This is a genomic window from Mycobacterium sp. Aquia_216 (genome assembly GCF_026723865.1).
Taxonomy (GTDB): Bacteria; Actinomycetota; Actinomycetes; order Mycobacteriales; family Mycobacteriaceae; genus Mycobacterium.
Genome location: NZ_CP113529.1, coordinates 1,628,834 through 1,655,671, shown reverse-complemented (window position 1 = coordinate 1,655,671; position 26,838 = coordinate 1,628,834). Strand labels below are relative to the sequence as shown.

The following is a 26,838-nucleotide window of genomic DNA, read 5'->3' as shown; positions in this document are numbered from 1 at the left end:
CGAAACCATCGGACATCCGACCCCGCATTTCAACGAGCCGATACCGGACGTCGGCGATATGGATTCCGACGAATCGTTTGCCCAGCAACCGACGACGGCATCCGACAACGGCGTCACGCGCGATGAACCGGGACGGCCGCGCCACGCGCGGCGGATGGCGTTGCCGCCATGGCAGACGTCACCGGCGCCGACCGATGCGGATTTCGATGCGGCCGTGGATGACTCACCGGAGACCGACTCGCCGGCGACGGAACCCGAGGAGCGGCCCGCGAGCCCGGTGCCGCCATTCGCCGAGACATTGGCGCCGCCGCCGTGGCCCCCCGGCTTGCCATTGCCCGAGTCCGGTTGGCGGGGAGGCCCTCCGGGATGGCCCCCTGCGCTGCCGCCGCCCCCACCGCCCGGATGGCAGGGTCTTCCGCCGTGGATGTCGCCACCAGACCAGCAGCATGCTGAGGCTCCGGGGCGCGACAGTCCCCCGTCACCGCGGACGCCGGCTGGGACCCGTTCCCGCCGCGACGAATACGCTGCCTCCCAGGCATACCGGATGGCGCCATCACTTGACGAAGCCGAGGTCTTGAGCCGCGATCCGCATGCACCGGAGTCGGGTTGGCGGCGTGCGGTGTACACACTCACCGGCCGACGGGTCAATCCGCGTATCTCACGCAAGGAACGCGAACGCAAGCAACTGTTCGAACAGATCCGGCAACCGATCAGCGGTGATTTCCGCATCGCAGTGCTGTCTATCAAGGGTGGCGTCGGAAAGACCACCACCACACTGGGTCTGGGCTCTGCGCTGGCATCGGTGCGCACCGACCGTGTCATCGCCGTCGACGCCAATCCTGACCGCGGCACACTGGCCGAACGGGTCTTGGATACGTCGACGACCTCGACCGTGCGTGATCTGCTACGCGACCCCGACATCAAACGGTACGCGGACGTACGCAACCACACTCGCATGGCGCCGAGCCGGCTGGAGGTGCTGGCGAGCGAGCAGGACCCCGCGGTCGCAGAGGTGTTCGGCGAGAACGACTATCGGCAAACCATGGACATCTTGCGCCATTACTACAACATCATCCTCACCGACTGCGGCACCGGCATCATGCATTCCGCGATGGCCGGTGTGCTGGATCTGGCCAATGCCATAGTGCTGGTGAGTTCGCCCGCCATCGACGCGGCCCGCAGCGCCTCGGCGACACTGGACTGGCTGACCCAGCATGGGCATGGGGCGCTGGTACGCGACGCACATGTCGTGTTCAGCGCGTCCAAACCCGGCTCAGCAGCCCTGAAGCTGGACAGGGTCGTCGAACACTTTGAGGCGCGGTGCAAGTCGATACACGTCATCCCGTTCGAACCGCACCTGGCCGAGGGCGCCGACTTCGATTTCGCCGCACTCAAACCCGCGACCGCGCACGCCTACCTGGAACTCGCCGGTGCGGTGTCGGAGAAGTTTTCGCGCAGAGCGTGGCCCCACGAAGTGCGCTGACTACTTGCGCTTGTTGGGTTTTTTAGGGCCGGGCTTCTTCTTGTCCTCGTCGGGTTCTGAGTCACTGTCAGTGTTGTATTCGGTGGTGATCTTGCCGTCCCGCGTCCGCGTGACATAGCTGCCGATGGATCCGTTGACGTTGTCGTTGATGATCCGATCGCCGTCGAGGCGGTAGCTCGACGCATTTGTCTGCCAGAATGGTCCGCGCGACCGCTCGTCGTCGAATTCCAAGGCGCCGGCGCAGAAGCCGCAGGCTCGCATGGTCCCCGCGAGCAGGTCGAGGTCTATGTCGTGGCCGTCCTCTTGCAGCGCCTCATGGATCCGGCGTTCGGCATGCACATCGACGGGACTGCCATGGTCGAAGACTCTCTTGTTGGGGACTCGGAAACGTTTCTGTTCGATGGCCCTGAGGATTTCGTCGACGGTCGCATCCTCGTCGCGCCGGGAAGAGCCCGACAGCGTGCGTCTGAGCTTTCTCCAGTGGCGGGTCTCCCTGCTCGACTGACCACCGGTCCGGCGGCTTTCCACCAGATCTCGCAGCCCGGACCCGTTGAGCAGCTGTCGAATTCGGTCATTGACGACCACGTTGTTCGATGACACGTAGATCGTCCTGTTCGGCGCGTGGTAGTACGATTGCACCTCGGTCCCATCCGGGAATCTCTCCCCAAGCACGGTCGACACCCAGCGCAGTAGCTGCCTCGGCCGGTCGTCGGCGTAGGACCGCGGACCGCGCACCAGGTTCGGGTTCTGCGCATAGAGCCGCGTCACCTGGTTGGCCCCCCTCGGGCCGCGTTCCCCTTCAGCAGCGTTTCTCTCGACGAGGAACAGGCGAGACGGCGCGTATGCGGCTCCGGGAACCGTCACTCTGGTCATGCGTGCCGCGGGCGAGCCGTCGATCAGCTCGCCCCGCGCCAGGCGGTCGAGCCGCGACAACGTTTCCAGGAGGCCCCTTTGCACATGGGGTTGGACGTCCTGCAATTGAGACTCAACCCGAGTCTGACTGCGAATCGCGCCACCGGCGTCCACCGCGATCGAAAACGCCTCCCACGGCACGCCTGCAGCCACTGCGGCATCGCGTGCCGACAAGTCCGGGTTCTCCCGCATCCGCCGGATGGCGTCGGCGACCCGCACACCACCGTCGCGCACCGCACTGTCGAATGTTCGAACGAATTCCGCTGCGGTGACCGCCCTGGGCGGCAGGGCGTCGGCCTGTTCGTGTTGCCCCAGCGCATGCAGGGAAGCGACAATCGATTCCCACCGCTGGGCGTAATTCTCGAGTCTGACCAACTGCGGCACATCCGCGCGAAGCTCCCAGCTACCAGAAGCGATGAACAACCGCAGAACGCCCGCGCTGATCCCAGCCCGATCCGCGATGGCTTGCAGCGTTTCGCGCGGGCTTGCTACTGCCTCGGCCAGCGCATCGGCCAAGTGATCAGCCGTCATTGCGACACGACCCGTTGGGGCACCCGGATCGGGCAAGTTGTTCGCCGTGCTGCGATCACCGAGGTCGGTGAAGGCTTCGCGCAATTCGTTGCGGTGTTCGGCGTAACCATGCAGCTTGGCTAGTTCCCGCGGAGGCCTTCTGAGCGCACCGCTGGCGTTCACCCAGTTCTGCAGATCGGTCCGTTTGACACCGGCCTTCGCCGCCATCTCGTCCCTAACGCCCTCTCCGCGTTTGGTTTTGGATTTCTTCTTCTCGATCAGGAACTGCAGCGCCTTAACCAAATTCTCGGCGGTCATACTCGGCTTCTCGGGTTCGGGAAGTGTCGCTCCGTGTAGACCCAGGCTGCGGAGCATGCCCTGGATAGCTTCGCGATGTTCGCTGTAGTCTTCCATCCGACTCAGCGAGCGAAGCCGGTTCTTGGACCCGTCTTTCCAACCCGTTGCCCTCATCCACGCTGATGTGGATTCGAGGGTCCCGCGCGACGGATTGCCGCTGAGGTATTCCCTTGCGATGTCGGCCGCTGTCTGGCGTTCTTTTTCCGGCTTCTTCAGTTCTGCTGTCAAGGCGGCAAGCAATCGGCGTACATGTGCCGCACGACTGACTCTGTCAAAGCGCTCACCATGACTCGGTGTCAATGAGCCGCCCGCTCCGGACTCCGTTTTCGGCCGCTTTGGCGGTCGACCGCGCCGCCTAGGCGTTTCGGCATGGTCGTCGCGAATCCGTTTCGCCGAGCCCGCTTGCTGTTCGGCATGCCCGCGCTCTTCCTCGACGCCGGACATGGCTGATAGCGAAGACAACTCCGAGAGTTCGGTGGTGTCCGGAGAGGGCTGTCGTGACAACACGTTGGGGTCGACGTCGGCCGAGTGACGCGATGGTCCGGCCGCCCCCGAAAAACGCCGAGCGGGTCCGGGGACCCGCGGACGTCCCGCCGGCTGCTTACCCTTACCCGCGTCGGGTTGCGTGCGCGGCGGCGCGTCGGAGTCCGTCGTCTCAGGATCACCCTCGCCGTCCGAGTAATCGCTATCCGGCACAACCACTTTCTGCCGCTTCGACGGCTGCCCAGCCGGCTGCTTACCCTTCCCAGCTTGCTCCCCGTCCGAAGACTCCCCCTCCGACGAAATTACTCTTGGCCGCTTCGACGGGCCCCAGGCACGCTGCTTGCCCTTGTCCCCCGGCGGCGGCTCGGGCGAGTCGTCCTCCACTCCGTCACTGTCCTGGTCGCTGTCCGGCAAGTCCGACAGCTCGGATTCAGTCTCCTCGTGCGGATCCACACTTCGCGCAATAGGCAGCCCCGGCGAGCCAGGAAGCTGGGACGGCCCTGCCTCAGCGTGGCCGCGCGTGGCCGCCACCCTGACGCGCTCTGGCACCGGGAAACCCAACGCCGTCACGCGCCGGAATTGGCCCTCACTGATCGAGTCGACGTCCTCGAAAGTCATTGCGAGCGCGGCAGCGTGGTCGGCGGAAAGCGCGTTCTGCCCCCTAGCCTGCTCCTCCACGAACCGCAAGGCCCCTTCCAAATGGGCATTGTGGCCGTCGCGCGCCCCGCCCTTACCCCCCGGATACGACTGACCGGTTTTGACTCGGTGGAAAAGAACCTCAGCGAGGGCCCGAGAATTAAGACGACGCTGATAATCCGGAAGCTCCCGGTAGGCTCGCTGCACCCACTCTCTGCCATCGCCGGCCCCGGCAGGATCCAGCCTCGCCGCCGCGTCAGCCAAAACCTCCCGGGCGCGCTGCGGATCAGTGACCTCAAACCCACGCCAATCATCAAACGGCGTACTGACACCCTCATGACTCCCACCGGGTTCCCGGAATTCCCCCGAGGCACCCCGCGACAAACCCCCCGTGCCCGGCGATGCCTTCCCTTTCTCTTTGCCCTGCGGCACGGCATCGTCCGCCTGCTTGTCGGGCGAGGCGCCGCGGCGCGGGGGCTCGGTGGTCGGCAGCCGATGCGCAGCGTCGGCCTTCGGCGGCAGTCCGGCCCGCTGCTTGCCCTTGTCACGGCGCTCCACAGCAGGCACGTCCTCATTCGGCGCGTCACGGGTGCTCCCCGCATACAACGTCGCGGAGCGGACCACACCCGAATCCACAACTCGGGCGATGGGCAAGCCGGTGGAGTTCGAGGCATTAACGCCGCCCAGCCGAGAGGGCCGGCCCCCCACGCTGGCGCCGTGGGAGGCCGGCCGCAACCGGTCTGGCACCACCGCGCCCAGAGCACTCAACCGGTGGAATTGACGCTCGCTCATTGATCGGAAGTCCTCGAGCTGCACGACCAGTGCCGCAGCCTCGCCCGCCGAAAGCCCATCGTGAGCCGCAGCCTGTTGCTCCAGGTTCTGCAAAATCGCTTCCAGCTGAGGATCTGCACGGCCGCCCCGCGCACCACCTTTACCTGCCGGATACGATTGGCCAGTCTTCATCCGGTTGAACAACACCTGCGCTAGGGCTTGCGTATCCAGCCGGCCCTCGGTATCCGAAAGCCCCTGATAGGCCCGCTGAACCCACTCCACGTCCTCGTCGGTAGGGTCCTCACCCAGCTTGGCCGTCGTAGCATCCAACACTGCCCGGGCACGGTCCGGATCGGCCATCTCAAACCGACGCCAGTCATCAAACGGCGTCGTCACGCCCATCGGCAGGCCTTCAGCCTCGGCGGATCTCAAGTCTTGCTCGGACACACCGCGCGACTGACCAAGCGACCGAGACCTATCTGACACCGCCACGGAATGCACCAAATCAGCCACTTGGTTGGTCACCGGCAAGGCCGGGTCTGGCGACTCGGGCGCGAGCGGCAGCGGCAGCGGCAGCGGCCGAGCTCTAGGTGTATTCGTGGGAGTGAGGTCGTCGTCGCTGAGATCCGGCGGCTCTGCCTCTTCTTCAGAATCGGTGGGTAAGTGCCGGTTTGGCGCACTGGGATCGAAGTTGGGGTTGCGCACGAATTGCCCAACCCGAAGAGGCTCAGTTCCCCCGGCAAGCACCGATTCGGCTCCCAAAATGTTTTCCCGCCGGATGCCACCGGGGAACACAATCTCACGCTCATGCACGTCCTGGTGATGAGGGAGCGTCGCGTTTATGTCGATACCACCCGGCGCATAGATGTGGTAACGAAAGACACTGGGGCGAGCCTCGGTTGGCGGTCCGAGGTGGTTTAACTCCGGCTCACGAGTCGTCGAGACAAAAGCGGCGGGGCGCCCGAGGCCGAAACTCGTAAGGTTCGTGTTGGTCGGATCGAGAGGTTCAAAGCCTGTTTCGAAGATCTCCCTCGGGTCACGGGTGTCGTCACGGAAGAGACGGCCACTATCGGTGCGAAATTGCACGCTAAGCCCGTCAGCCAGACCGGTGATGTGGTGTTGATCCACCGTCGGATCGAGCTGGGCGCTCGGCAATCTCGTATGAGAGGCCATTCCCGATCCGTCGATATTCAGCTCCGGCACGTTCCGGTCGCCGTCGCGGAGCTCATCGATAGTTTCACTCGCGCTTCGGGCGGACATAGCATCGTCGCCGCTGGAAGAACTTTCCGGCGGCATGGCCCTGCCGGTAGCGGGAGTGTCCGTCTTGTTGGTGTGCCCCGAGATTTCCCCGTCGGTTAGCAAGCGTCCGCCGTGTGGTAGTCCCACACCTGGCGTCAAAGGCAACATCGCCAAAGCGCTTGCCCCGGCGGGGTCGACAGCCAGCGTGCCGCGCTGGGGATCAAGGAAGCTCACTCCAAGATCGTCGACGACCGCAACATAGACGTGGTTAATTTCAGCGTCCTCACCGCCGACGGCGATCAGCGCCATGGCACCGGTTCCGGCTTCGGCCAGTGCGTGAGCGGCCGAGTCGAAATCCGGGATCAACGAGGCCTGATGCTCGTTGTCGTCAAGTCCCAGCGACTGGCGGTGGAAGTTGACCAAATCCGAGCCGGGCAGCCGATCGGTCTGCGGCACTTCGAACGAAGCGCCCTCACGCTCCGAGATGACGAACCCGATCGCGCTCATCACACAATTGGTCGTCGCCAATTGCGAATCTCGCTGCGGGTTCACCTCGGCCAGCCATGGATACCGCTGCGCGAGCGACTCCGGGGTGTGCCTGCTCGGCAGCAACGGCCCAACCGGTTCGACCGGCGCCGCACCAAACCGGCTCCGCGCCAGGTCCCACGGCCGGCTGACGGCGCGTCCGAACCGCCTCAAGGTGCCGGCCCGGCGCGATCCTTCTGCGTCGTCGTCCGCACCGTCTGTACCCACCACGGCGGTAGGCCGATCCTCGGTCTGCGCAGGCCGCCGCGGCTGGGGTGAGTCGTCGCCTGTCGCGCCGCCCACTGATGGCGCGTGCTCAGGCGTCCCGGCGGCCGGCGGGGGTGCGGGTTGACGCCTGAGCCGCGATAGCAGCCCTGGCCTCGCCGTTGGCCGCGGCTGCAGCCTGTCACGCACCCGGTAGTACAACTCTTCCTCGATTGCGCTCCTACTAACGCCCCGCGTGTACCGGTCGCGCAACCCTGCGGGTAGCTCCCGGTACGCGCTGACGACGTGGTTCGCGACATCGTCGGGCAGCTCGAGACCCGCCTGGACCAGCCGGTCTCTGACCCTGTTGACCATTGTTGTGAAGGCGTCCGGTTCACGCTGATAGGGAGTGGGCACGATTTCGCGATATTGCGGGGGCGGCTCGTTGTCGTCGCCCGGGCCCATGTTCGCCGGATCGTCCCAGTCGAAGTCGGCTTGCGGGCGCGCGTCTGGGTCCTGACCGTCATAGGGCGGGGGCAGGTCGGGGGCACTGGAGATCCGGCCGTCCCGATCCAATGCGTCGATACCCTGCTCCACTGGTAGATCCAGTGGCCCACCGGCCGCGTCCCCCCGCTGACGCGATGGCCCGGCTTCGGCGTTGGAGTGTCCGGGCGCGTGCGGCACGCGCGACGGCACAAAGACACCCTGGCGCATGAGACGCTCGGCCTGCTCGGCACTCGGCACGACATCACCGCGTTGCACCGCCGCGATCCACTGGACCGCTGCGCTGCTGGGGTCTTGTCCGGGCGGTAGTGACTCCAGTTCCGCCAGCGCGGATTCCATGTCCATCGGGTTAGACATTCCCGCGTCATCGGGCCGCCGGCTCCCGCCGGGCAGACGGCCTCGTGAGCGCCCGGTCTCGGCGCGGCTCTGCGGCGGGCGGTCGGTGATCCCCAGCCTCGAAAGTTGAGCCCGGGCCGAACCCGCCGCCGGCCTCGAAAGGGTCGCCGCCCCAGGGTCCGCCGCGGCGCCCAACCTCGCGTCCACCGTGTCCTCGCTCGGCGGCTCAGCTGCGGGCCTGCCCTGCGACTGCGGCTCGGCATCGCCGTGGGGGGCGTCCCGCGGTCCAGAGATCATGCGGGCAAATCGCCGACTCAGCGTGGCGATGGTGCCCGGCTCCGCCGTTTGTACCGCGTCCCGCACGATCGTGGTCAGCTCGTGGTACTGAACAGAGAGTTGATCGGGTGTGATGAGGCGTTGGCCGTCGTTGCGCAATTCCAGCAACAGCAGGCCGCGTTCACCGACCCGTGCGCGGTCCAGATCGTCGAAGTGCGTGCGTACGCCGAACGCCTCGTTTTGATTGACGATGACCTCAGGGTCATGCAGAAGCATGGTGTCGAGGTAGTCGCCGACCGTCAGGGTGTGTCGACCGTGTGTTTCCGGCAGGCGCGCGTAGCGGACCGCCTGCAACGGCCGGACCTGTTCGTCTTCCCCCAGCCTTGGTGGCGCGGTGTGATAGCGCGGGGAATCGGCGTGCCTGTCGTGGGCGAGGTTGCGGGCGTTCACGTAGCGCGCGCTGAAGTCGCGTACCCGCGTCAAAAAGTGGCTTTCGAAGGTCAACCGGATCAGATCGGCATTGTCATGAAGGAAATCTTGCGCCCGCGGCGACAACTCGCCGCGCAAAGTTCGCAGACTCTGCCTCATCGCCACCGCGCTGAAAGCTTTGCCCTTGTATTCAGCCGTGGTGGCCACCGCCAGCCCGGCGACGTGGGTATAAGTCAGCCACATCGCCCCCTCGAGGTCACGCAATTCGGCGGGACCAGGTGGTCGTGGCTCTGCGGAGTGCGCTCCTCCGTCATCGAACACTTGACCACTTGCGTTGCGGAAGTTTTCCACCACCGACGCGGCAAAGGCGGCGCCGTCGCGGTGGAGGTCGCGCGCCTGCGGATCCCAGATTCGCTCACCGATGCCGCGCATGAACTGAGCGACTGCACCCAGTGGCACCCCTTTGGTGTGGTGCGTCGCCGTCGTCGCCGAGTCGCCAACCCAAACCGGGACGAAGGTGATCTCGGCGGCATTCGGATGCGGCGTCCATCCCTCTGACTCGGGGAGAATCTCAGCGAGGCTGTACGCACCGTACTGGGCCGGGCCTGTCGATCGAGCCAGACCGTCGAGCCGAGTCAACGCTCGCTGAGCCACCGTCAGCGCCGCGGTGGTGTTGGTCGGGGGGTCCTTGCGTAGCTCCGCCAGCGGACGTTCGGTAACGAATTCCAGAATCGGTTGGGTGTCGATATCGACCCGATCGTGCGCGGTTCCGCCCATCGCGACACCGTCGTTAGGCGTCAGGTCGAAAGTACCGACGTCAAGCACGACTTTGAGCCCGTAGCGGTCGTTTTTTGCGAGCCATGGCACGTGTTCTTCCAGGTCAGCGACCGGTGTGACCGAGTCCGGGTCGACCAGGTGCTCGGGGTAGTCGAGATAGCCTCCGTGAAACTCGGCTTCGACCCCGCCCCGCCCGTACCGGGGATCACCTGCCGGGTCGATCAGCGCATCGACGATTGACGCGTGTCCTGCCACCTGCGGCTGCACCTCGTTGCCGGCATCGTCGAGAACGATCATCGACGCGCGCGCCAGGCTCACCCTCGGCGGCCGATCCACGAACACCCGATGACCCGGCGACGCGTGCAAATCGAAATACGCGATGCGCCCGTCAGCGAAACGGTGGGCACCCAGCGCATGGCCCACCCCGTTGGCGTGGCGGACGAGGACCAACGCGGTGCTCCGCCCCGTCTCGCCGGCCACGTCGTGCAGCTGGGCCGCCACGTCTTCCCAGGAGCTGACGGGCATCGGCTCCGCACCGCCGAGGAGCCGATCGACCGGTCGGCCCCTGAGCACTGAGTCGTCCAATGTCCGGCCGGTCGCCGGCGTGGCGGCCGACCGGTCCGGATATAAGGCCTCTACTGTTTCGGCCAGCAAAACGGTGCAGGCGGCGGGATCCGTATGGGGATCGTCACCAGGCACGACCCGATCGGGACCGGCGATCCGATCGACAACGCGCTCCAAGTCATCGGGCGTCGCTACTTTGGCCCCGCGGGGGCGATGCGCCGCCGGGGAAACGTCGCGAGCAGGGTGAGTGGGCTCGGCCGGTGACGGGGCGGCAGAGTGCGCTGGGCCCTCGACGCGCGGCGGGGAGGCCACCGACCTGTCATCCGGTTGATCGTGCGGCCGCTGCTCTGATCTGCCCTCCGCCTCGGGCGATGGCGTCAGCAACACGTCGGACCCAGTCGCAGGCTCGTGCCCGCCAAGACTCTCGCGGAAATTGTGATAGAGGGCCAACTCGACGCGCCGCTCTGAACCGCCGCGCTGCTGCGGTGTCAGCGATGAGTAGGTTCGTTTGAGTTGATCCTCGACGCCGGTGATCCCCTCGCGATTTAGTACCTGCATTACCCGGCCAAGGATCCTGTGGGCGCTTTCCGGCGCGCGAGCCGCGAAATCGTCCCAGGTGCGCGGCACGAGGCCGGGCGCGATTAACTCAGCACGCGTCGCGAGGTCTCGCCACCGATCGAACGGCGGCAGGGCCCGCTCGGCAGTCCGGACCTCGTCTCGGGTAATGGCAGAGAACCCGGGCGTCCGCCTTACGGCGTCGACAAGATGAGCGAGCTGCCCCTCGTTAAGCTCCGGCGGCTGTGCCGAGAATGCTTCTCTCGAGGCGGGCAGCGGTCCGCCGAGATTCTCGTAGAGCTGTTCGAGCCGGTTCGCGAGATCCGGGTCGTCATACGTACGCCCCAGAAGCCGGCCCAGTCCGTACTCCGCAACGAACTCGTGGGGATTCTTGAGGGCGTAGGAGCTGACGTCGTCTACACCTCTGCCTTCGGTAGGCCGCAGGGATGTCCACATCAGATCAACAAATCGCGTCGGTCGCTGCTGGAAGTGCAGCCAATGCATCATCTCGTGCAAGACAGCGCCGAACCCCGTTTCGTGCATCTGCTCGAAGACACTGTGTGCGTGCCCAGGTCGGGAGTCCGAGAGTTCACCGGGGACGGCCGTCAGAGGAGTTACCACCATCCGATCTGGTGCGGCGAAGGCGGCGCCGTCCCTGGCGCCGATCAGGGCGCTCACCGGGGCAGCGGAGATCTCGATTTCGGGAGTTCCCCGGCTGTCGGCGACGCGATGCACGAACAGCGTGCGTTGATAACGCGGGAGGTCAACGTTGAGGGTCCGCGGTAAGGCGTATCCGCCGGCCCGCAGAGTGGTTAGCCCCCGCAGGACAAGTTCCCGACGCGAGTTCGCCGTGCGGTCGCCGTCCGAGGAATGGAAATGAACCTGTACGTCCTCATGTTGGTGCGTCTCGTGCATGTTCAGGTCGGTCTTCGAATCGGCCTGCATGCCGTGATCGGTGCGCTCGAGGTAAGTCGATAGTTCCGGGTACCGCGTGCGAATATTCGGATTGCGCTGGAGCAGAGCGGCCAGCTCTTTATCGTCGACACCCTCGACGGTCACCCCGGCGCGCTCCACGAGATCCGTCACGGCTTCGTTGACGTGGTCCCGCATCAGGTCGGCATAGTCCCGTATCGCGTCCTCGGACAGCTCGCCATTCCGGGTGCGGGGGAACTCAGTGAAAGGTCGGTACTCACGACCGCCAAGGTGGCCCGACGGCAACGTACGCGTGACAAGGTGCGCCAGATCCGGCGCGATCATCTGGAAGGCGGTCAGCTTGGACGGATTTGGCGAGGTGATTTCCGATTCAGCCGGGTCCTCCGGCTCTGGCGGATCACTGTCGTCGTGCGGGTCTCCCGCGCGAGGGACGGCCGTCTCCGCCGTCCGATCCACCGTGGCGTGGTCCGGCGGCAGCAGGCTGCCGGAGATGCTGCGCGACGCCGACCCGGCACGGCCACCCGAGCCCTCCTCGCGCTCAGCTGGGTCTGGTTCTTCCGGTGACGGACGCGCGGGCCTCTTATGCGGATCTGGGCGGTCGCCGAACGCAATCTGGGATATCGCCTCGTCGAGTGGGGACGGCGTCGGCGGCTCGACCGAAGGTCCCGGCTCCACAGGAGCGTTCGGCTCCGCAGCAGGTCCCGGCTCCGCAGGAGGGGTCCGCTCGGCCGGCGGTGGCGGAGGCGGCTCGACCGGAGGGGGCGGAGGTGGAGGGTCGACCGGGCGGGTCTCGGTTTCCGGAATCAGGATCGGGCCATGGACGTCCACCGGAGGCAACTCATGGTCGACGCCCGCGTGGTGCGCGGTCAGGATGATGCGGGTGGTCCCGTCGAACACGGCGTACGAGCGAGCGAACTTGGCGTTGGCCGACAGGCGGGCGGCTTGGCTGGAAATGGCACCGGACCTTCTCCGCTCGTTGGCGCCGCCACCGGCCAGCAGAGTGCCCTGGATGCCGTCGAAGCGTGCGTGCGGTCCCAGCAGCCCCCGGATGCCCCGTTCCCGCGATTTCATCGGCTGGTTCAGCCGGCTCTGGCTGACGTCGTTTATCACGTAGGCGTTGCCGCCTTTGTGCTCGATCTCAGTGAAGTCCAGGTTTCGCACTTCGGCACGTCCGGTGATGCGCACGGATCCCTGCCGCAGGAGTTCGATGCCCTCACTTCCGTGCTCGACGCGGGTCATGGCGCCAATCTTGCTGGCCAGAACTGTGTCGTTCAGGTATGTGTGCACGTGATGATCGACATTCGGGATCGTCAGCGCGTGCAGGCTTTCCAGCGTGCGCGCCCGGAAGTCCGCACCATCGGTGATCCCGCGGACAATGGTGTCGCGGCTGAGCCCGCGCGGGGGCAGATCGGGATCCTCATGCGGTGCCGGCCCATCACTGCCGGGGATGATCCCGTCGCGCGGAGCGTAGAACGGATGCTCTTGTTTGTCCGTCGGGGACTCGTGCGTGACGAAGTCGATGTGGGCGGTGCCGGAACGCTGGGCGGGGACGCCGCCGATGCCGAACAAACCACCCGGCGAATGCATGTCCGCCCTGATGATCGCCGTGCCGACGTGGGTTAACGTGTCGACCTTCTTGCGAAACAGCGTGCCGGTGGCCGAGTTCTTCGTGCGGGTGTCGATCGTCTCCCTGCCGGTCGCGCCGGAGATGCGACCCAACGCCGAGACGTTCACGGCGTCGCCGCTGGGCAACACGTCGACCTGCGCTTGGATATAGCCCTGCCAGTTGCTGGTCTTAGGGTTGGAAACGCCTGCGCTCAGGGACTGTTGGCCGCCGCTGTAGAACTCGGTGGTGGATTTCGAGTCGGCCCGGTTCATAGAGGCGACACGGCCGGTCAGCACCACCGTGCCGCCGCGCACCGACTTCAGGTGGATGGTGTCCTCGTGGCCGCGGCTGTAATCGCCGAGGCCCCGCTGGATCGCCATGGTCTTGACGTGGTCTGCGAGCTCGGCGCGGACCGCGGGCCACTTGGCGCCAAACACCACGACGCCCTGAGGGGTCATCGAGTCCAGGACGTGGGTGGCCACCAAGTCCTCGCCGGGCGTGCGCTGATCGCCGTCGGGCGCGGGCCCGTCGGGGACGATGTGCGGGCGTATCTTGACGACCGTCTGGTCGACCATGATGCGCTGGGTGACGGGCTCACCGGAGGTCGAGGTGCGCTTCGGGTAGGAGAAGACGCCGCTGAGCCGGACTGGTTCCGGCTCCGGTGGGAGGCCGGTCCCCCGACGGCCGCTGACGTGCTGCTCGTAGCTGATGTCGAAACGGATCGGCTGGCGGAATAGGTCGTGTTCTTCGACGGTGCGCACCCGCACCGGAATTCGATACTCGACCTCGCCGGTCAAGTTCGGGAAGTCGACATTGCTCAGCGGCCCGACACCCTGGTCGGCCCGCCCCGTGATTTCTTCGTTGCCGCGTGGTGAGGTGGTGTGTGTGACCTGCGCACTGACGGAACCGTGCGGTACGGGGACCTGGAGCCGGCCGCCTACCACCCTGCGCACCGCGTCGCCGTGGATGCGTCCCGTCGAGGACTGCGACTCGACGGACAAGTCGGTCTCGAACTTCTTGGAGGAGCCGACGTAGTGGAAGTCGTCACGGTTCCCGCTGCGTACCGGCCGGACCTTGACCGTGATCCTGCCACCGGGAACGGGTATGTCGTGGCTCCACTGCTGGCCAGATTCGTGGGTGAGGCGGGTGAGCAACACGTGCGGGCCGAACTCGTTGGACAGGCTGGTCATCGCGTCGTCCAGGGAGCCGCCAAGGGCCGGGCCGAGATCATGGCGGATGGCCTCCACCAGCCCAGAGGCCGGGTCGACGCCGACCAGCATGTCGGACGGATGCCAGGCCTCCTCGAAGGCGTGGTCCGGCGGGCGCGGTTGCTCCCCGGCATGCGGGGGTGTCCAGTCCAGCTGTTCGCGCGCCGGTTCGACTGCGCGTTCGGGCGCGGCGCCGTCGGCGATGTCGGTGAGCCCGGGGTCAGCATCGTCGACCGTGTTGTGACGGGTGGGCGCGTTGTCGAGCGTCGCCTCGCGGTTCGCGATCAGCGGCGTCCTGCTGTCCATCGTCTCCGTACGGGACGGCCCGCTCGCCATCGTCTCCGTACGGGACGGACCGCTGTCGAGCGTCGCGTCGCGGTTCGCGATCAGCGGCGTCCTGCTGTCCATCGTCTCCGTACGGGACGGACCGCTGTCCATCGTCTCCGTGCGGGACATTCCGCTGTCGACCGTCCCCCGGTGGGCGGGCCACTCATGGTGTGTGACATCTGATATCGGGCTCTCGCTCAGCGCAAAAGCCTCCGGATTGTCCCGGTCTTCCTCGTCGACGACGTAGCTGATGTTTCGGGTGCGGGCTTCCGGGCGGGACGACGACGTCCGTCGTTCGCCCGGGTGCACCAACGGATTTCTGGTCCGGCGGGGCGGCTTGGGACGCGGTTCATCGACGAAACCTGTCGGCACGTCCCTGGTGAAGGTGGGCGGCAAAGACGACTTCCATCTGGAGGGCTCGATGCTGCCCTGGAGTTCGGTGAGCGGGATGGCGATCTCCACCGGGAACAGACCGGACTCGTGCACGGTCGCCTTGGAGCCGGTCATCGTGCCGTCGAGCCGCAGCCAACCCTCGAAGACCGCCATGGGTTGATCGAACTTCGTTGCCACGGCCACACGTTCCTGGTTGCGCACGCGCTCCCCATCGCGGAGGTTGCGCGTCCCCCCGACGATGACCTCCCCCAGGGCGGTGCTGCCGGCGATGTGCCCGAAGCGGCCGCCGAACGCGCCCTGCTCGGACAGTTGCCGGCTGCGCTCGGTCGTGACCGCCGCACCCTGCGTCAACTCGGCACTCGGGCTCGACAGTGTCTTGATCACCCGGCGGAACGTGAGCCGCTCGATGTCCGCGGTCAGCGCGAATTTCGTCTTCGAGCCGGGGCCCGACAGATGCGTCTCCATCAGTGGACTGTGCTGCGTCATGGCGGGCACGGCGGCACGTACCCGGTTGAGGTGATACCGCGATGAGACGCCCGGGCGAACGCTCTTCCAGTCGCTGCCGAACGCGCGATGCCCCATCGAGTCGAGCATGCCGTGGAAGCCGCTCAGGTCGAGGTTGGTGACGCGGTCCATGCTGCCCAGACCACGCAGTGGTGCGGTGCTATCCGCGCCCCGCGGCACCGGCGCGGGCTCCGGCCGAAACGCTGGACGCGGCTGCCCGCCGTCCCGCGTACCGACAACGGTGCGAAATTTTGTACCCGGTCGCCACCACGGCGACTTGGCAACGGAATTTCGCTCGGTCGGGGGTCCGTCGCCCCAGATACGCTGCGGCGGCGCCCACACCTCCTTGCCCGAATAGTCCTCGGTCGGCTGGGTCTCGTACTGCTCCATCAACACGTCGAAACGGGCGCGGGTCTCGTGGACCCCGCCCTTGAAGGGCACGTCGCCCTCGGCGGGTGAAACCGCGCCGGGGGCGTGCATCTCGAACCGAAGTCGGGCCTGCCCGTGCCAGCCCTGCCCGGGAGCGGGGTTCTTTAAAGTGTTGCGGACACGGAATTGGCGACTTTGCGTCTCGTTCTGCGTCTGGCCGCGGGTCGCCGTGCCATCCACGCCACCCTCAACCTCGCCGTGGTCGTTGCCGCCCTGCCCACGTAACCGGCCCGGCAGCGGGAGCTGCGCCGACCACGTCACCGCGTCCTGCCGCACCCGGGAGGTGTCGGTCTCCGTACCGAAGTGGAACTCGGTCTCCTTGGTCTTTCCGGTGGGTCGCAGCATCGGCGGCAAATCGGCGTGCTCAGTACCTGCGTCGGGAGCGCCTACCTTCGAGGGAGTGCCGAGCGGCTCCAGGAACGCGTGGATTGCCAGGTATCCGCCGGGAATACCCTCGAAGTTGAGGAACAGCGGCTGCTTGTTGGTGGCGCCGTGGATGGCCGCCTGCAACTGTTCGACGGTGAGCCAGTTTTGGCTCTCCTTGATCGCCCGGTCAGCCAACTTGCCGTAAGCCTTCTTGAATGCGTCCCGCATGGGTTCGCTGGCGAGAAACTCGGCGATGTTCTGCGGCCGTGGACCTGAGGACGCGGGCACGGTGCCGCCGTCGTGGGAGGTCTGCGCGGGCTCGTGCTCGGCTGGCGAAGCGTCGTCGGGCATCAACCACAGGTTGGTGACGACATCGGAGCCGCTGAGCGCTCGGGTGGATCGAACCCGCGGCGGTTCCCCCGGCGCCGCGTGCTGAGCCGAGGGCCCGGGCAACGGACCGACCGTGTCGCGCGCCTCCGATTCGTCGTCTCCGCCATGGTCATCGACGTCGCGTGTGGGCACTACCACTTGGGTCCGGTAGTCGAGCTCGTGATCGTGGACTCCGCCGGGCGTGTGGCTGAGCGTGTGCGAGATGACGGCCCGGATCTTGCCGTGGAACCGGGTGCCCGGTTCGGCCGTCTGCCCGCCGCTGATCTGGCGGTCCGCGCGCTGCTCGGTCAATGCCCTGGTGTGCTCCCGGGACCCGATCAGGGCGGCGGTCTCAGTGACTTGGGGATGTGTGATGTTTCCCTGAATCGCCCCGTAGACGACGGTGCGGCGCTCATCGACGGAGCCCGTGGTACTGGTGGCATCGGACGTGTGCTCGAACTCGTACTTCTCGACGTCCTCTTTGAAGTGCAACTCGGAGTGTTCGGAAGCGCCGTCCAACCGAAGTTCGATAGCCAAGGTACGGCCAAACCCGAGTTCGATCACCAGACGGGGCGCGCGGCCCCCGCGCAGAATGCCGGGCACTTCGGGGCGAAGTCCATCATCGGAGAACATCGCGGCGATCTGCTCCCGGTTCGCCGTCCACGCACCGTCACCGCCCAGACGACGAACCTCTCCCTCGATGTGTCTGAGCCCTTCATCGTCCGAGCTGAACCGCTCGAGCACGTCGGTGCCACCGAGGACCAGGCTGTCCCCGATCCGCGCAGGCAACCGCTTTCCCGGATCAGGGTCCGCGGGGGGCGGCGGCGCGTCATCCGGCTTTGGAGTGTCGGATTTCGGCGGCCCGATTGCCGACTCGGCCGGCTTGTTGACGTCCCCGGGCACATCGGGCGCCGTGGCGACCGGCTCCGCCGGCCGCGACGCTTCCGGCTCGCCCTGGCCGGTGTCCACTCGCAAATGGACAGGGGGAGGCTGCTTTTCGGGGACGACGGAACCCGCTTGGTAGTCCGGTACCTGCGGTGGCGGGGCTTCATCGAGCTTCGCCGGGGTGGAGGTAGCCGGCGACGGCTCTCCCGCTCGCCTCCCCCGGGTGAGATGTGTCGCGCTGTCGGGCGGGACCGGAACCGAATCGGCCGGTTGGTTTGTCCGCGTTGCTGATTCGTCGACGGGCGGGTGCTGTGCTACTCCTCGGTGCCCCTCGGCGACCGTAGGGTCGTCGTTGGCGGCAGTGGGTGCGGCATCCTCGGAGGGCGAGCCACCCAGCACGCTGCGAGCGGGTCCGGCCCCCTGCGCGGAACGACCACCGCTCGGCGGCGGCTCGGCGCGTGATTGGTCCGCGGAGTTCGGTTGCACGCCAGTCGTTTCCACAGTTCGCGCCGGGTCGTCGTGGGTAGGCTCATCCGCGGGGGGCAGGCCGCCGAGCACACTGCGCGGCGGTCGTGGTCGTGATACGGACCCTCCGCCCGACGAGGAATCAGACGATGAGTCAGAACTCGGCTCCGAGTCCGGCAGCGCGGGAAACCAGCCGCGGGCGTCGCCGGCGAGCTGCCACGGGGCCGACTCGCCCATGTCGTCCAATCCGCTTGACAGGTCTCGGTCCTGACCCCACCGCAACGCCGCCGCGATGTGATCCAACGAGAACCCACCGGAGAACAGGTGCGCCATCGACGGCGTGATGACGGGACGAAATCCGTTGGCCTGGAGCAATCGCGGCAACAACAGATAAACATTGAGCCGACCGTTGCCCTCGTTGAACGGGTGCATCACGTGCAGCGTGCGCACCACTCGCCCGATCGCACGCAGCCGCTCTTGCTCTGAACGAGCGGCGGCGAGATCTTGGCGATACTGGTCGAATACCGCGTCCACCATCGCGGGCACCCGATCGGCCCGGTAGGCAGTCGTCAGTTGCAGGTCATGGTCGTCGTCTCGAGCCAAGGTAACGATCACGTCCATGCGCTGCAGCAGCGGGACATCGCGCAGCCGGCCTTCCCTCACCAGTGGCTGGCTTCCGATCCGCTCGCTCAGCAGATCGGGGGCCACCCGGTGAGTACCGACGTAATGGTCCATGCCCCTGCCGAGATCGGTGCCGGTGATCCGGAAGTCCTGGTCGGTATCGGCGTCGCGGGCATGCCCGGTGACCAGCGTGTGCATGCGCTGATATTCGCCCCAGTCGATGCGCTGTTGCAGGACGTCCCGGTCGTCGAGAACGGACAGGTAAGCGAATTCCATATCCGCCTGGAAGCCAGGTGATTCGTCGGTGTCGTAGAGGCTTCCCGGATTGTCTGGGTTCTGTTCCAGCGCAGCGGCATGATCACCGCTGTCCAGATACATCCGCCACCGATCTTGTTCCGGCAGCACATCGCTCAGCACGACGGGTCGGTCTTGCGCCACGTCGGGCCAGTCATTTCCGCCGATAGACTGCAACCACGTACGCACACCGTCGTTCGCATAGGTCGTTTCGATGAACGAGTCAATCGACGCGTCATCGCCCACGCCATAGTCAAAGCGAGACTCTGGCTCGGCTCCGTAGTCCGTCTCGGACGACTCTCGAGAACCATCGGACCCATTGTGCGAGTTGGTATCCCGGACAGAATGCTCGCCGGATGCAGATGATCGTCCACTCGATCCGTGCGGCTGTGTTGTCTCTTCACCCGCGGCGAGGGGTGCGTGTTGCGGAGCAACCTCGGCCACTTGGCTACCCGTATCGTCGTTGGCTTCATCCGCACCAGCATCGTCAGAAGGCAAGCCCCACATCTGGCTTCGCGGGGGAAGCAATGACGACGGTGCATCTGTCGCATCGGCGTCCGCTCCCGGCGCAACAGGATCGTCATCCGGTCGTCCGTGTTCGGGCGGTTGCGCCGGCGCGAGCACGTCATCGTGGGGTGCATGGGTCGGGGCTGTGTCGACAGGCGGGTGTTCTGACGGTGGATCGATTGGCGGTGCGGTGCGCTCGATCGTCGGAACATCACCGGGGCGCTCCCCGTGGAGAGCGGGCGCCGGTCCGTCTGGCCCGGCGACCGGCTGAGCTTGAGCCGGGGCGTCGGCGTGCTTGAGCAACTTGGCTCGCACCGGCTCACCAAGATGCGCTGACAGCCGGGCGGCCACATTATCAACCCAACGCTGCATGTCTTCCTGGTCCGGCAGTGGAACCCGGACCTTCTCGCTCATGTAGCGACCGGACTTGTCGTTGACCTCCCACTGCTGAGCCTCGGCGTTCCAACCGATTTCACCGCTCACCCGCGACCGTGGGCGCGTATTCGTAACCGCACCCGTGTCGTCGAATTCCACGGCGATTGTCGGATGGCCTTGGCCATGGAGGAGATTACGGAAATTCTGTAACTGCTCGTCGGACTCCGGCGGGCCGCCGTGATAAGTGCGGTAATGCTCGGTGAGCTCCTCGTCTGACAGCAAGGTGCCCAGTTCTTCGCTGCCGATCCGAATCCCGCCCACAGCGTCCACCGTGTAATGCCACCGCGCATCGCTATGCGACAACAACACTCTCGGCGGTAAATCCGAGAGCTGGTAAAACACCGGATTGAGGCGAGGCGTGCCATCCGAGGCGGCCTCCTCGGGCTTAACCCGCTTCGGCTCCACCAAAGGCCCATACTCATGATCAAGATCAATGCCCGTCGGAAGCGTATCCCGGACCGGGCCAACATGTTCCGCTGTAGCATCGGCAGACGCATCCGTATGCGCGGGTGCATCGTCCGGTTGTCTGGGAGCGTTCGGGTCAACAGGCGCCGGCGACTCTCCCAAGCCGTGGACTGAACTCCGCTGCGGCGGCTCGGGATGGGGCTCCGGCGCGGTAGAAGGATCCTGCGAAGGGAAATGGGCGTTCGACGCAGCGGGATCAAACCTCGGATTGCGCACGAATTCGCCGAGCCTCAGCGAAATCGGCCGGCCAAAGACCCGGTCGATCGGATTAGCCGCGCCAATCACTTCTTGGGCTCCGACGATGTTCTCGGTTCTGATTCCGCCGGGGAAAGCGACTTCAGCCTCGTGCTCACCGCCGTGTTCGCCGCCGCCGAAGGTGGCGTTGATGTCAACCCCACCGGGCGCGTCGACCAGATAGCGGTATACCCTTGCCCCGGAACGGGATTGACCGAGATGATTGTGCAGCGGGTCCCGGGTGGTCGAGACGAACGCGCTCGGAACGTCGTTGATCATCTGCGAAAGATTGGTATTGTTCGGCCGGCGGGGCCTGAACCCGTTTTCGAAGATGCGACCCGGCCTGCGCGAATCATCACGGAACAATAGGTTGTCGTCGGTCCGGAAATGGATGTGCGCCTGTGGGTTTGCGCGGCTTGGTGGCACACCGCTGATGTCGTCGATACGCACGGCGGGGTCGACTTGGGCGTTGGGCCGGTCTGCGCCGAAGGCCGGACGCTCGATACTCGTCGTCCCCGGCAGCGCCGCGGCCGGGATGATCGGGTCGCCGTGCTCATCGAAGATTCTTGCGTGCGTGGGTTCCGCCACGTCCACCGACTGCGGCGAATCCTCCGAGTGTGCGGCACCAGCTGCGTCATCGGCAGCGAGGGGATCGCGATCGAGTTCGTTCACATGGTCGGGTCCGAACCTGGAAACCGGCTCCCCTCCAAAGCTCGACATCGAGGAGTCCGATGACTGACCGGATGCCGGGCGGGGACGCGAGCGCCGCAGCGGCCTCGGATCCGCGGGTTGGGGTTGCGCACCCTGGCCGTGGTCGCCGTGCAACCCCGCTTCACCGCTTGCACCACCGTGCTGCGAGGGGCCCGGGTCTGGGCTGTCGGCGTGTAGCACCGACCGCGTGATGTCGGAGCTTTCCGCGGCGCCGTTCCGGCGCGCCGAACCGGTCGAATCCGTGGAGTTACTTGTCGCCTCGGGCAAGTCGAAGAGGGACCGGTCACCGTGAAACGGTGTGCCGACGAACCAGTGGGCCACCGGATTGTTTTGGCGATCCAAATTTGGTGGCCACGACTTAACGGTTCCGTGCTGGCCGTCCAGCGCGTAAACGTTCATGCCGTCGAAAAACACGTTGAAGCTGTGCTGCTGGCCCTCGGCATACCTGATGGCGACCACGGTGTGAGCGCCTTTGCCCTCGTTGACCAGCCGCTCGCCGATGCCGTGGGGTGTATTGGGGACCAACGCCAGACCGGTGGCCGCACCCAGATCGTCGGGAGTCAGCTCCGCGATGTGTGCCCGCGCGAAACTCGGTGTCCCCGAAAGCCGGTCGAACACCACCATGGTGGCGGCACCACAGTTGAGCAACCGGTCACCCGTCGGCGGCACCCGTTGATCCCCGTCATTGTTAACATCAGCGATCCACGTCCGAACATCGTTGATCGTGGTGTCGGAGTGCGGGATGGCGGCCAGCAACGGCCGATCATCAGGCGGTTCCGGCAGCGGCCGACCAGGCACCGGCTGATCGGGTTCAACACCCTGCAGCTCGCGGTCGGCCGCATCCCGCTCATGAGAGTCCGCGGACAGGTCCGGTGTGATGGCGGAGTCAAGCTGGCCGCTGTCGTCCGCGCGGTTCCTGTCGGAGTTCGGGGACGGAACTGACTTCGCTTCAGTGCCGTGCTTCTGCACATCAAGCTGGTCAGCCGTGGAGGTCGCATCGGCCGAGACCGGGATACCATGCAGCGCGCCGGGCGTTGGGCGCGACGGGTCGGCCTGCGGGACCGGATGGGTCACGGTCCCGCTTCGACGTCGTTCCCTGATGCCGAACGTCGAATCACCGTCGCTATCGGTGTCAGGCGGATCCTGGAAACTGATGTGCTCGTCATTGCCCGACAGCACTGCCCTGGCGGCAGGGCCCCACTCCCCCGAGTCAATGTGCGCCGAAAAAGCCGCTCGACGCCAGGTGCCCTTCATACCGATCACAGATCCACGCGTTGGTAACCCGAACGTTTTCATCACGGAGTCCGGCAGATCGAGCTGGCGGATTCTGAGGCGATCGCCGATCAGCGGTATGTTTGACTTCGGCCGCAGGTACGCATATGTCACCGTCCGTACCTGATCGCGCAACTCCGGGACGCTACGCATGAAGTCGACGACGGCTTCCCAGCCCGCCTTCGGATCGGGCAATCCCTCGATGAGGGGCGCCACCGCGGCGAGGTTCAGATCTCCCCGCCGGTTACGGAGATCCCAAATCAAGCCGCTGACAGCATGTTCCAACACCTTGGGCGTCTGTTCGGGCGTGAATCGCAGCGGCTTGGTGCTCAACCATGTGTGCGCAGAACCGATCTCGAGCTGGTCGGAGTGGATGCGCGGTATCCCGGCGTTGGGCAGCCTCATCGACGCAGCTAGATCTTCAAAGTTGAACGGTCCCGTCCGCTCGATCACCGACCGTCGTCGGATGGCGAATCGATTTTGGACGACGTACGTTTTGTGATGCGCCTCCGCGTTGTTATCTACACGACCGTGCACATCGGGGTGCAATTGATCCTGGGCCAACCGGTAGTTGACCTTGATCTTTTCCAGGTATCGCTTGATGAAAGGGTGTCCTCGAGCAGCCAGCAGAGCCGAGTTGTTCAGGGATCTGCCGCCATGAGAGTGTAGGGCGAAACCGGGCGCTCCTAAAAGATTTCGCATCCCGTCGATGCGACGAACCCGATTGTCGTGATCGGTGTAGATGCCACCGAATCGGTCGAGGATCTCCAGCCGCAAAATATCGCTGGCCGCGGTATATCCGGCGGCAGTGCCTTTGGCGTTCTCCAGTCGGTACTCGGCGGCCAGGGTCATCGGCTCCTCGCCGTGGAAGATTTCATCGGGGCTAAGCAGAGAGATGTTGTGGCGTCGCGCCCACGAGCGCATCCGGGCGGCGTCGCTCCCGGGGCGATCGAAATCCGCGCGGGGGACGTCGGTCCACAGCACCACCCGAATGTCTTCACGCTGCGCAACGTTGCTGAGCCTCTCGAGGTTGCGGCGAACGAGATCGGTCGTTTTGCGGCCGTCGGTCACCGGGCCGCCCAACCAGATCGAGTGGAACACCTTAGGCATCTCCAGGCGCTCCGGTAGGGGGTCGGTAGGGCCGAAGTAGTCCCTGTCGGGAAACCAGCGTCCGTCGGAGGGAGCCAGTTCCGACCAGATGCCTAAATCTGTTGGTATTAAATCATTTTCGATCCTAGCCATATCCATCCGATGGATGTGCGCACCGAGTGTTTGAGCCGGCACCTCGGCCAACTTGACACCGACTAAGTCGCGCGGCGTGGGGCTGGGATCGCGCAACCCGAACGGGTCAGGGCCGAAATCATCGCGGGAATGAGGGTGCGAGTGGGCTGCCCGGTCGGATCGCACCCGTTCGGCTTTGCCCTTCAGCCCATCGACCAGTTCCTTGCTGTCGGTGTGGGTTTGCGGACCGAACAGGCGGCGTGCATAGTCGTTCAGCGCTTGTTTGAACTGACTGCCGCCGGCACCGCCACGAAGGCGCAACGGCGGAGTCGACGTGTCCGTCGAGTCGTGGGAAGCTGACCGTTCGTCGCCGTTGCCGCCCGAGTGCGAGCGATCGGACGCCGGGGCATCGTCCGAGGGGAGCCCACGCAGCCGGCTCCGCGGAGGCACCGGATGTGTCGACGATTGCTCATGGCCCGCCCCGCTGCCCGACGTCGGCCGCTTAGAACCATCGCGTTCAGACGAAGGAGTTTCTTTGCGGTTCGCGGACCGTGCCGCGGTGCTATCAGCGTTCCGTACAACTGCTTCCGCTTTCGAGTCAGACTCCGGCGGACCAGCAGAGGCGGTCCCCGAGGATCGATTCGGCTGTTCCGGCGGGGCCAGGCGCGACGCGTCCTCGGCAGCCTCGCTGACCGGGTGGCTTGCGCTCGCCTCCACGTCCGATTTGCTTGCCGGCGCAGCGGATCGCCTAGCGGGATCCGACTCGGGTGCCACGCCACGAAGGGCACCATCACCGTCAGGACGCGCGACGGGCCCACTGGCAGAGGACGTCTCGGACGGCGTCGGTTGTGGCGTTTGGCGGTCATCGGCAAGTTCCGGTGCGTCCGGTTGCGTCGTCCGCTCTGGGCCGTCGCTAACGTGTTCAGGACCGACCGATTGATCGTTACTGTCGGCGTGACTCTCGTTGTCCGAGAGCGGTATTGCGTCGTGGCTGGATGGCGTGGTGGTGACCGGCGCGGGAGCGACCGTAGTCGACAATTCCGTGTTGTGATCGGTTGCGATGTCCGGCACGGATCGCCCCGTTGGCGGTCCACCACTTTCGACGGTTGCGGTCGAGGCCAGGCCATCCCCTGGAAGGTCACCGGCGCTTATCGGCTCGTTGTCACGACCGGCCTGGCTTGGCGTGGGTCCGCGATCGGACGGGCTCGACATCTCCGAGACAGAGATATCCGCGTGCGACAAGATTGGTTGCGCTACAGGGCTATCCGCCGTTTGCACCACCACCCTCGGCTTGGACAGGGATGACCGCCCAGGGGCCGAAGCACCCGCGGACGCGGCGCCGGGCTTTTCCGTCGGCGTGGCGCGGGACGTGCCCTCTGTGGCGTCCGCTCCCGACGGGCGTGCGCTGGGTCTGCCCTCGGGTGCGCCCGAAGACGACGACGTGGTCGCCGGTTCGTGTGAGATCGTGGTGCCGGAGTGCGAGCCGCGTGCCGCGGCGGTCTGCTGACCAGTGGGGACGGCGGGGCCGGTCGAGGTTGGCGGTGGTTTAGCCCCGTCGGCCGAGTTGCTTGACGCTGGCTGCTGTGTGCTGTGCTCTTGCCCGGGCTCGGGTTGCGGTGCGCTCGAATGCTGTGCGTCGCCTGTCGCCCCGGACATGTTGTCGGAGAAGACAACACCATTCGGGAGAGTAGACGGTGCTGCGCTGCCTGATCCGAAAGCCTGGTCGTCGGCAGGGGCGGTTTCCGGCGGGGGTGCCTGCGCACCAGTTTCAGGGGGCGTTGACGGCGGCGGCGCGACGCTCTCCTCGTCTGACAACCGATGGTCGTTCGCGCCGTTCGGCGAGGGCGCGCTCGGCCTTGCTGAATCATCTGACTCCTCAGCCGAATCGGCTGTACTGCTTAAGTTCCGTCCCTGTGACGGGTCAGAGGCTTCATCAGCCGGAGGGACTTTGATGTCATCGTCGTGCGGGCCGCCGTTGATATCGGCAGGTCCGCCCTTACCACTGGTTGATTCGTCGTCGTCTCCGTGGCCGCCGCCGTGCGGATGTTCGGTGCCGCCGCTGATCCCTCCCGATATGGCCCCGCCACCGGCGCCACCAAAGATGTCCGCCGCGTCCATGCCACCCCCGGTGGCCACCCCGCCGGCGACATTTCCCACCACGCCCGTGCCGAAGTGAGTGGTCGCGCCCTTGACGAGTTTCGAGGCAATATCGGTGGACTCTCCAAGTGCTGCCCCGATCGCGGTGTGCACCAGGGGACTTACAACCCCACCCACAACGGCGCCGAGGGCGATTTCGAATGTCTGGCCCAAATCGATCCCACCATCGCGGAACCCGTGCTTGATTTGCCATTCCTGGATGGCCACATCCTGGACCACCGATATCCCGGCCCCGATAGCTGCGCCCTTAGCCATCTCGGGAGCCAGCTTCCGCGCCGTAACCGCGGCCTCCTTTGCGAGCTGTTGCAATCCCTTCTTGGTCAACGTCTCGGCCAGGAACGTAACGATTCGGCGTACCAGCGCCGTGACCAGCGCGCGCACCGTCGCCATCGTGATGGCCTCGATAGGCGGGATCCAGGCCAGCGATGCACCGAAAGTCCACTCGACAGACGCCAGCGCATAAGCGATCTCCGCGGCAGCGATCGCCAAAGAACTCAAAATTTGCAGCTTCGTGTACTGGATTTCCGTGCCGGTCTGCCGGGCAAGGCTGCCCAGCGACGACATCTGGTCGGCCAGATTCTGGATGGATGAATCCCCCGACAGCAGCGACTGAAACTGCGCCGCAACCGCACTCGCCGTCTGACCCGACACCGCTGACAACGTCTGCGACTGCACCTGTTCGAGCTTGGGGACCAGCGCCGACATTTGTTGTGACGAGTTGATCCAGTCGTCGCCGAGTTGAAACATGGCGGTCTCGTCGCCCTTGGGCCACGCCTCGCCGGCTAGATACGAAACCCACTGCAGGCCGGCGGGGATCTCAATGCCCATCCGAATTCCTCATGCCCGTAAGTGCATTCTCCGAACGCCCACTCAGA

Annotated in this window: 1 protein-coding gene and 1 pseudogene; one reads left to right on the top strand and one right to left on the bottom strand. The window is 65.8% G+C overall.

Translation table 11 applies throughout. The features are described from left to right. Positions 1–34: 34 nt before the first annotated feature. Positions 35–1,483: pseudogene (locus OK015_RS07865) on the top strand (AAA family ATPase); the annotation flags it as partial. On the opposite strand, the gene OK015_RS07860 reads toward OK015_RS07865, so the two are convergent. Further along, positions 1,484–26,791, bottom strand: coding sequence for a scabin-related ADP-ribosyltransferase (locus OK015_RS07860; RefSeq protein WP_268130501.1), 25,308 nt, complete (start codon positions 26,789–26,791; stop codon positions 1,484–1,486). Positions 26,792–26,838 lie beyond the last annotated feature (47 nt).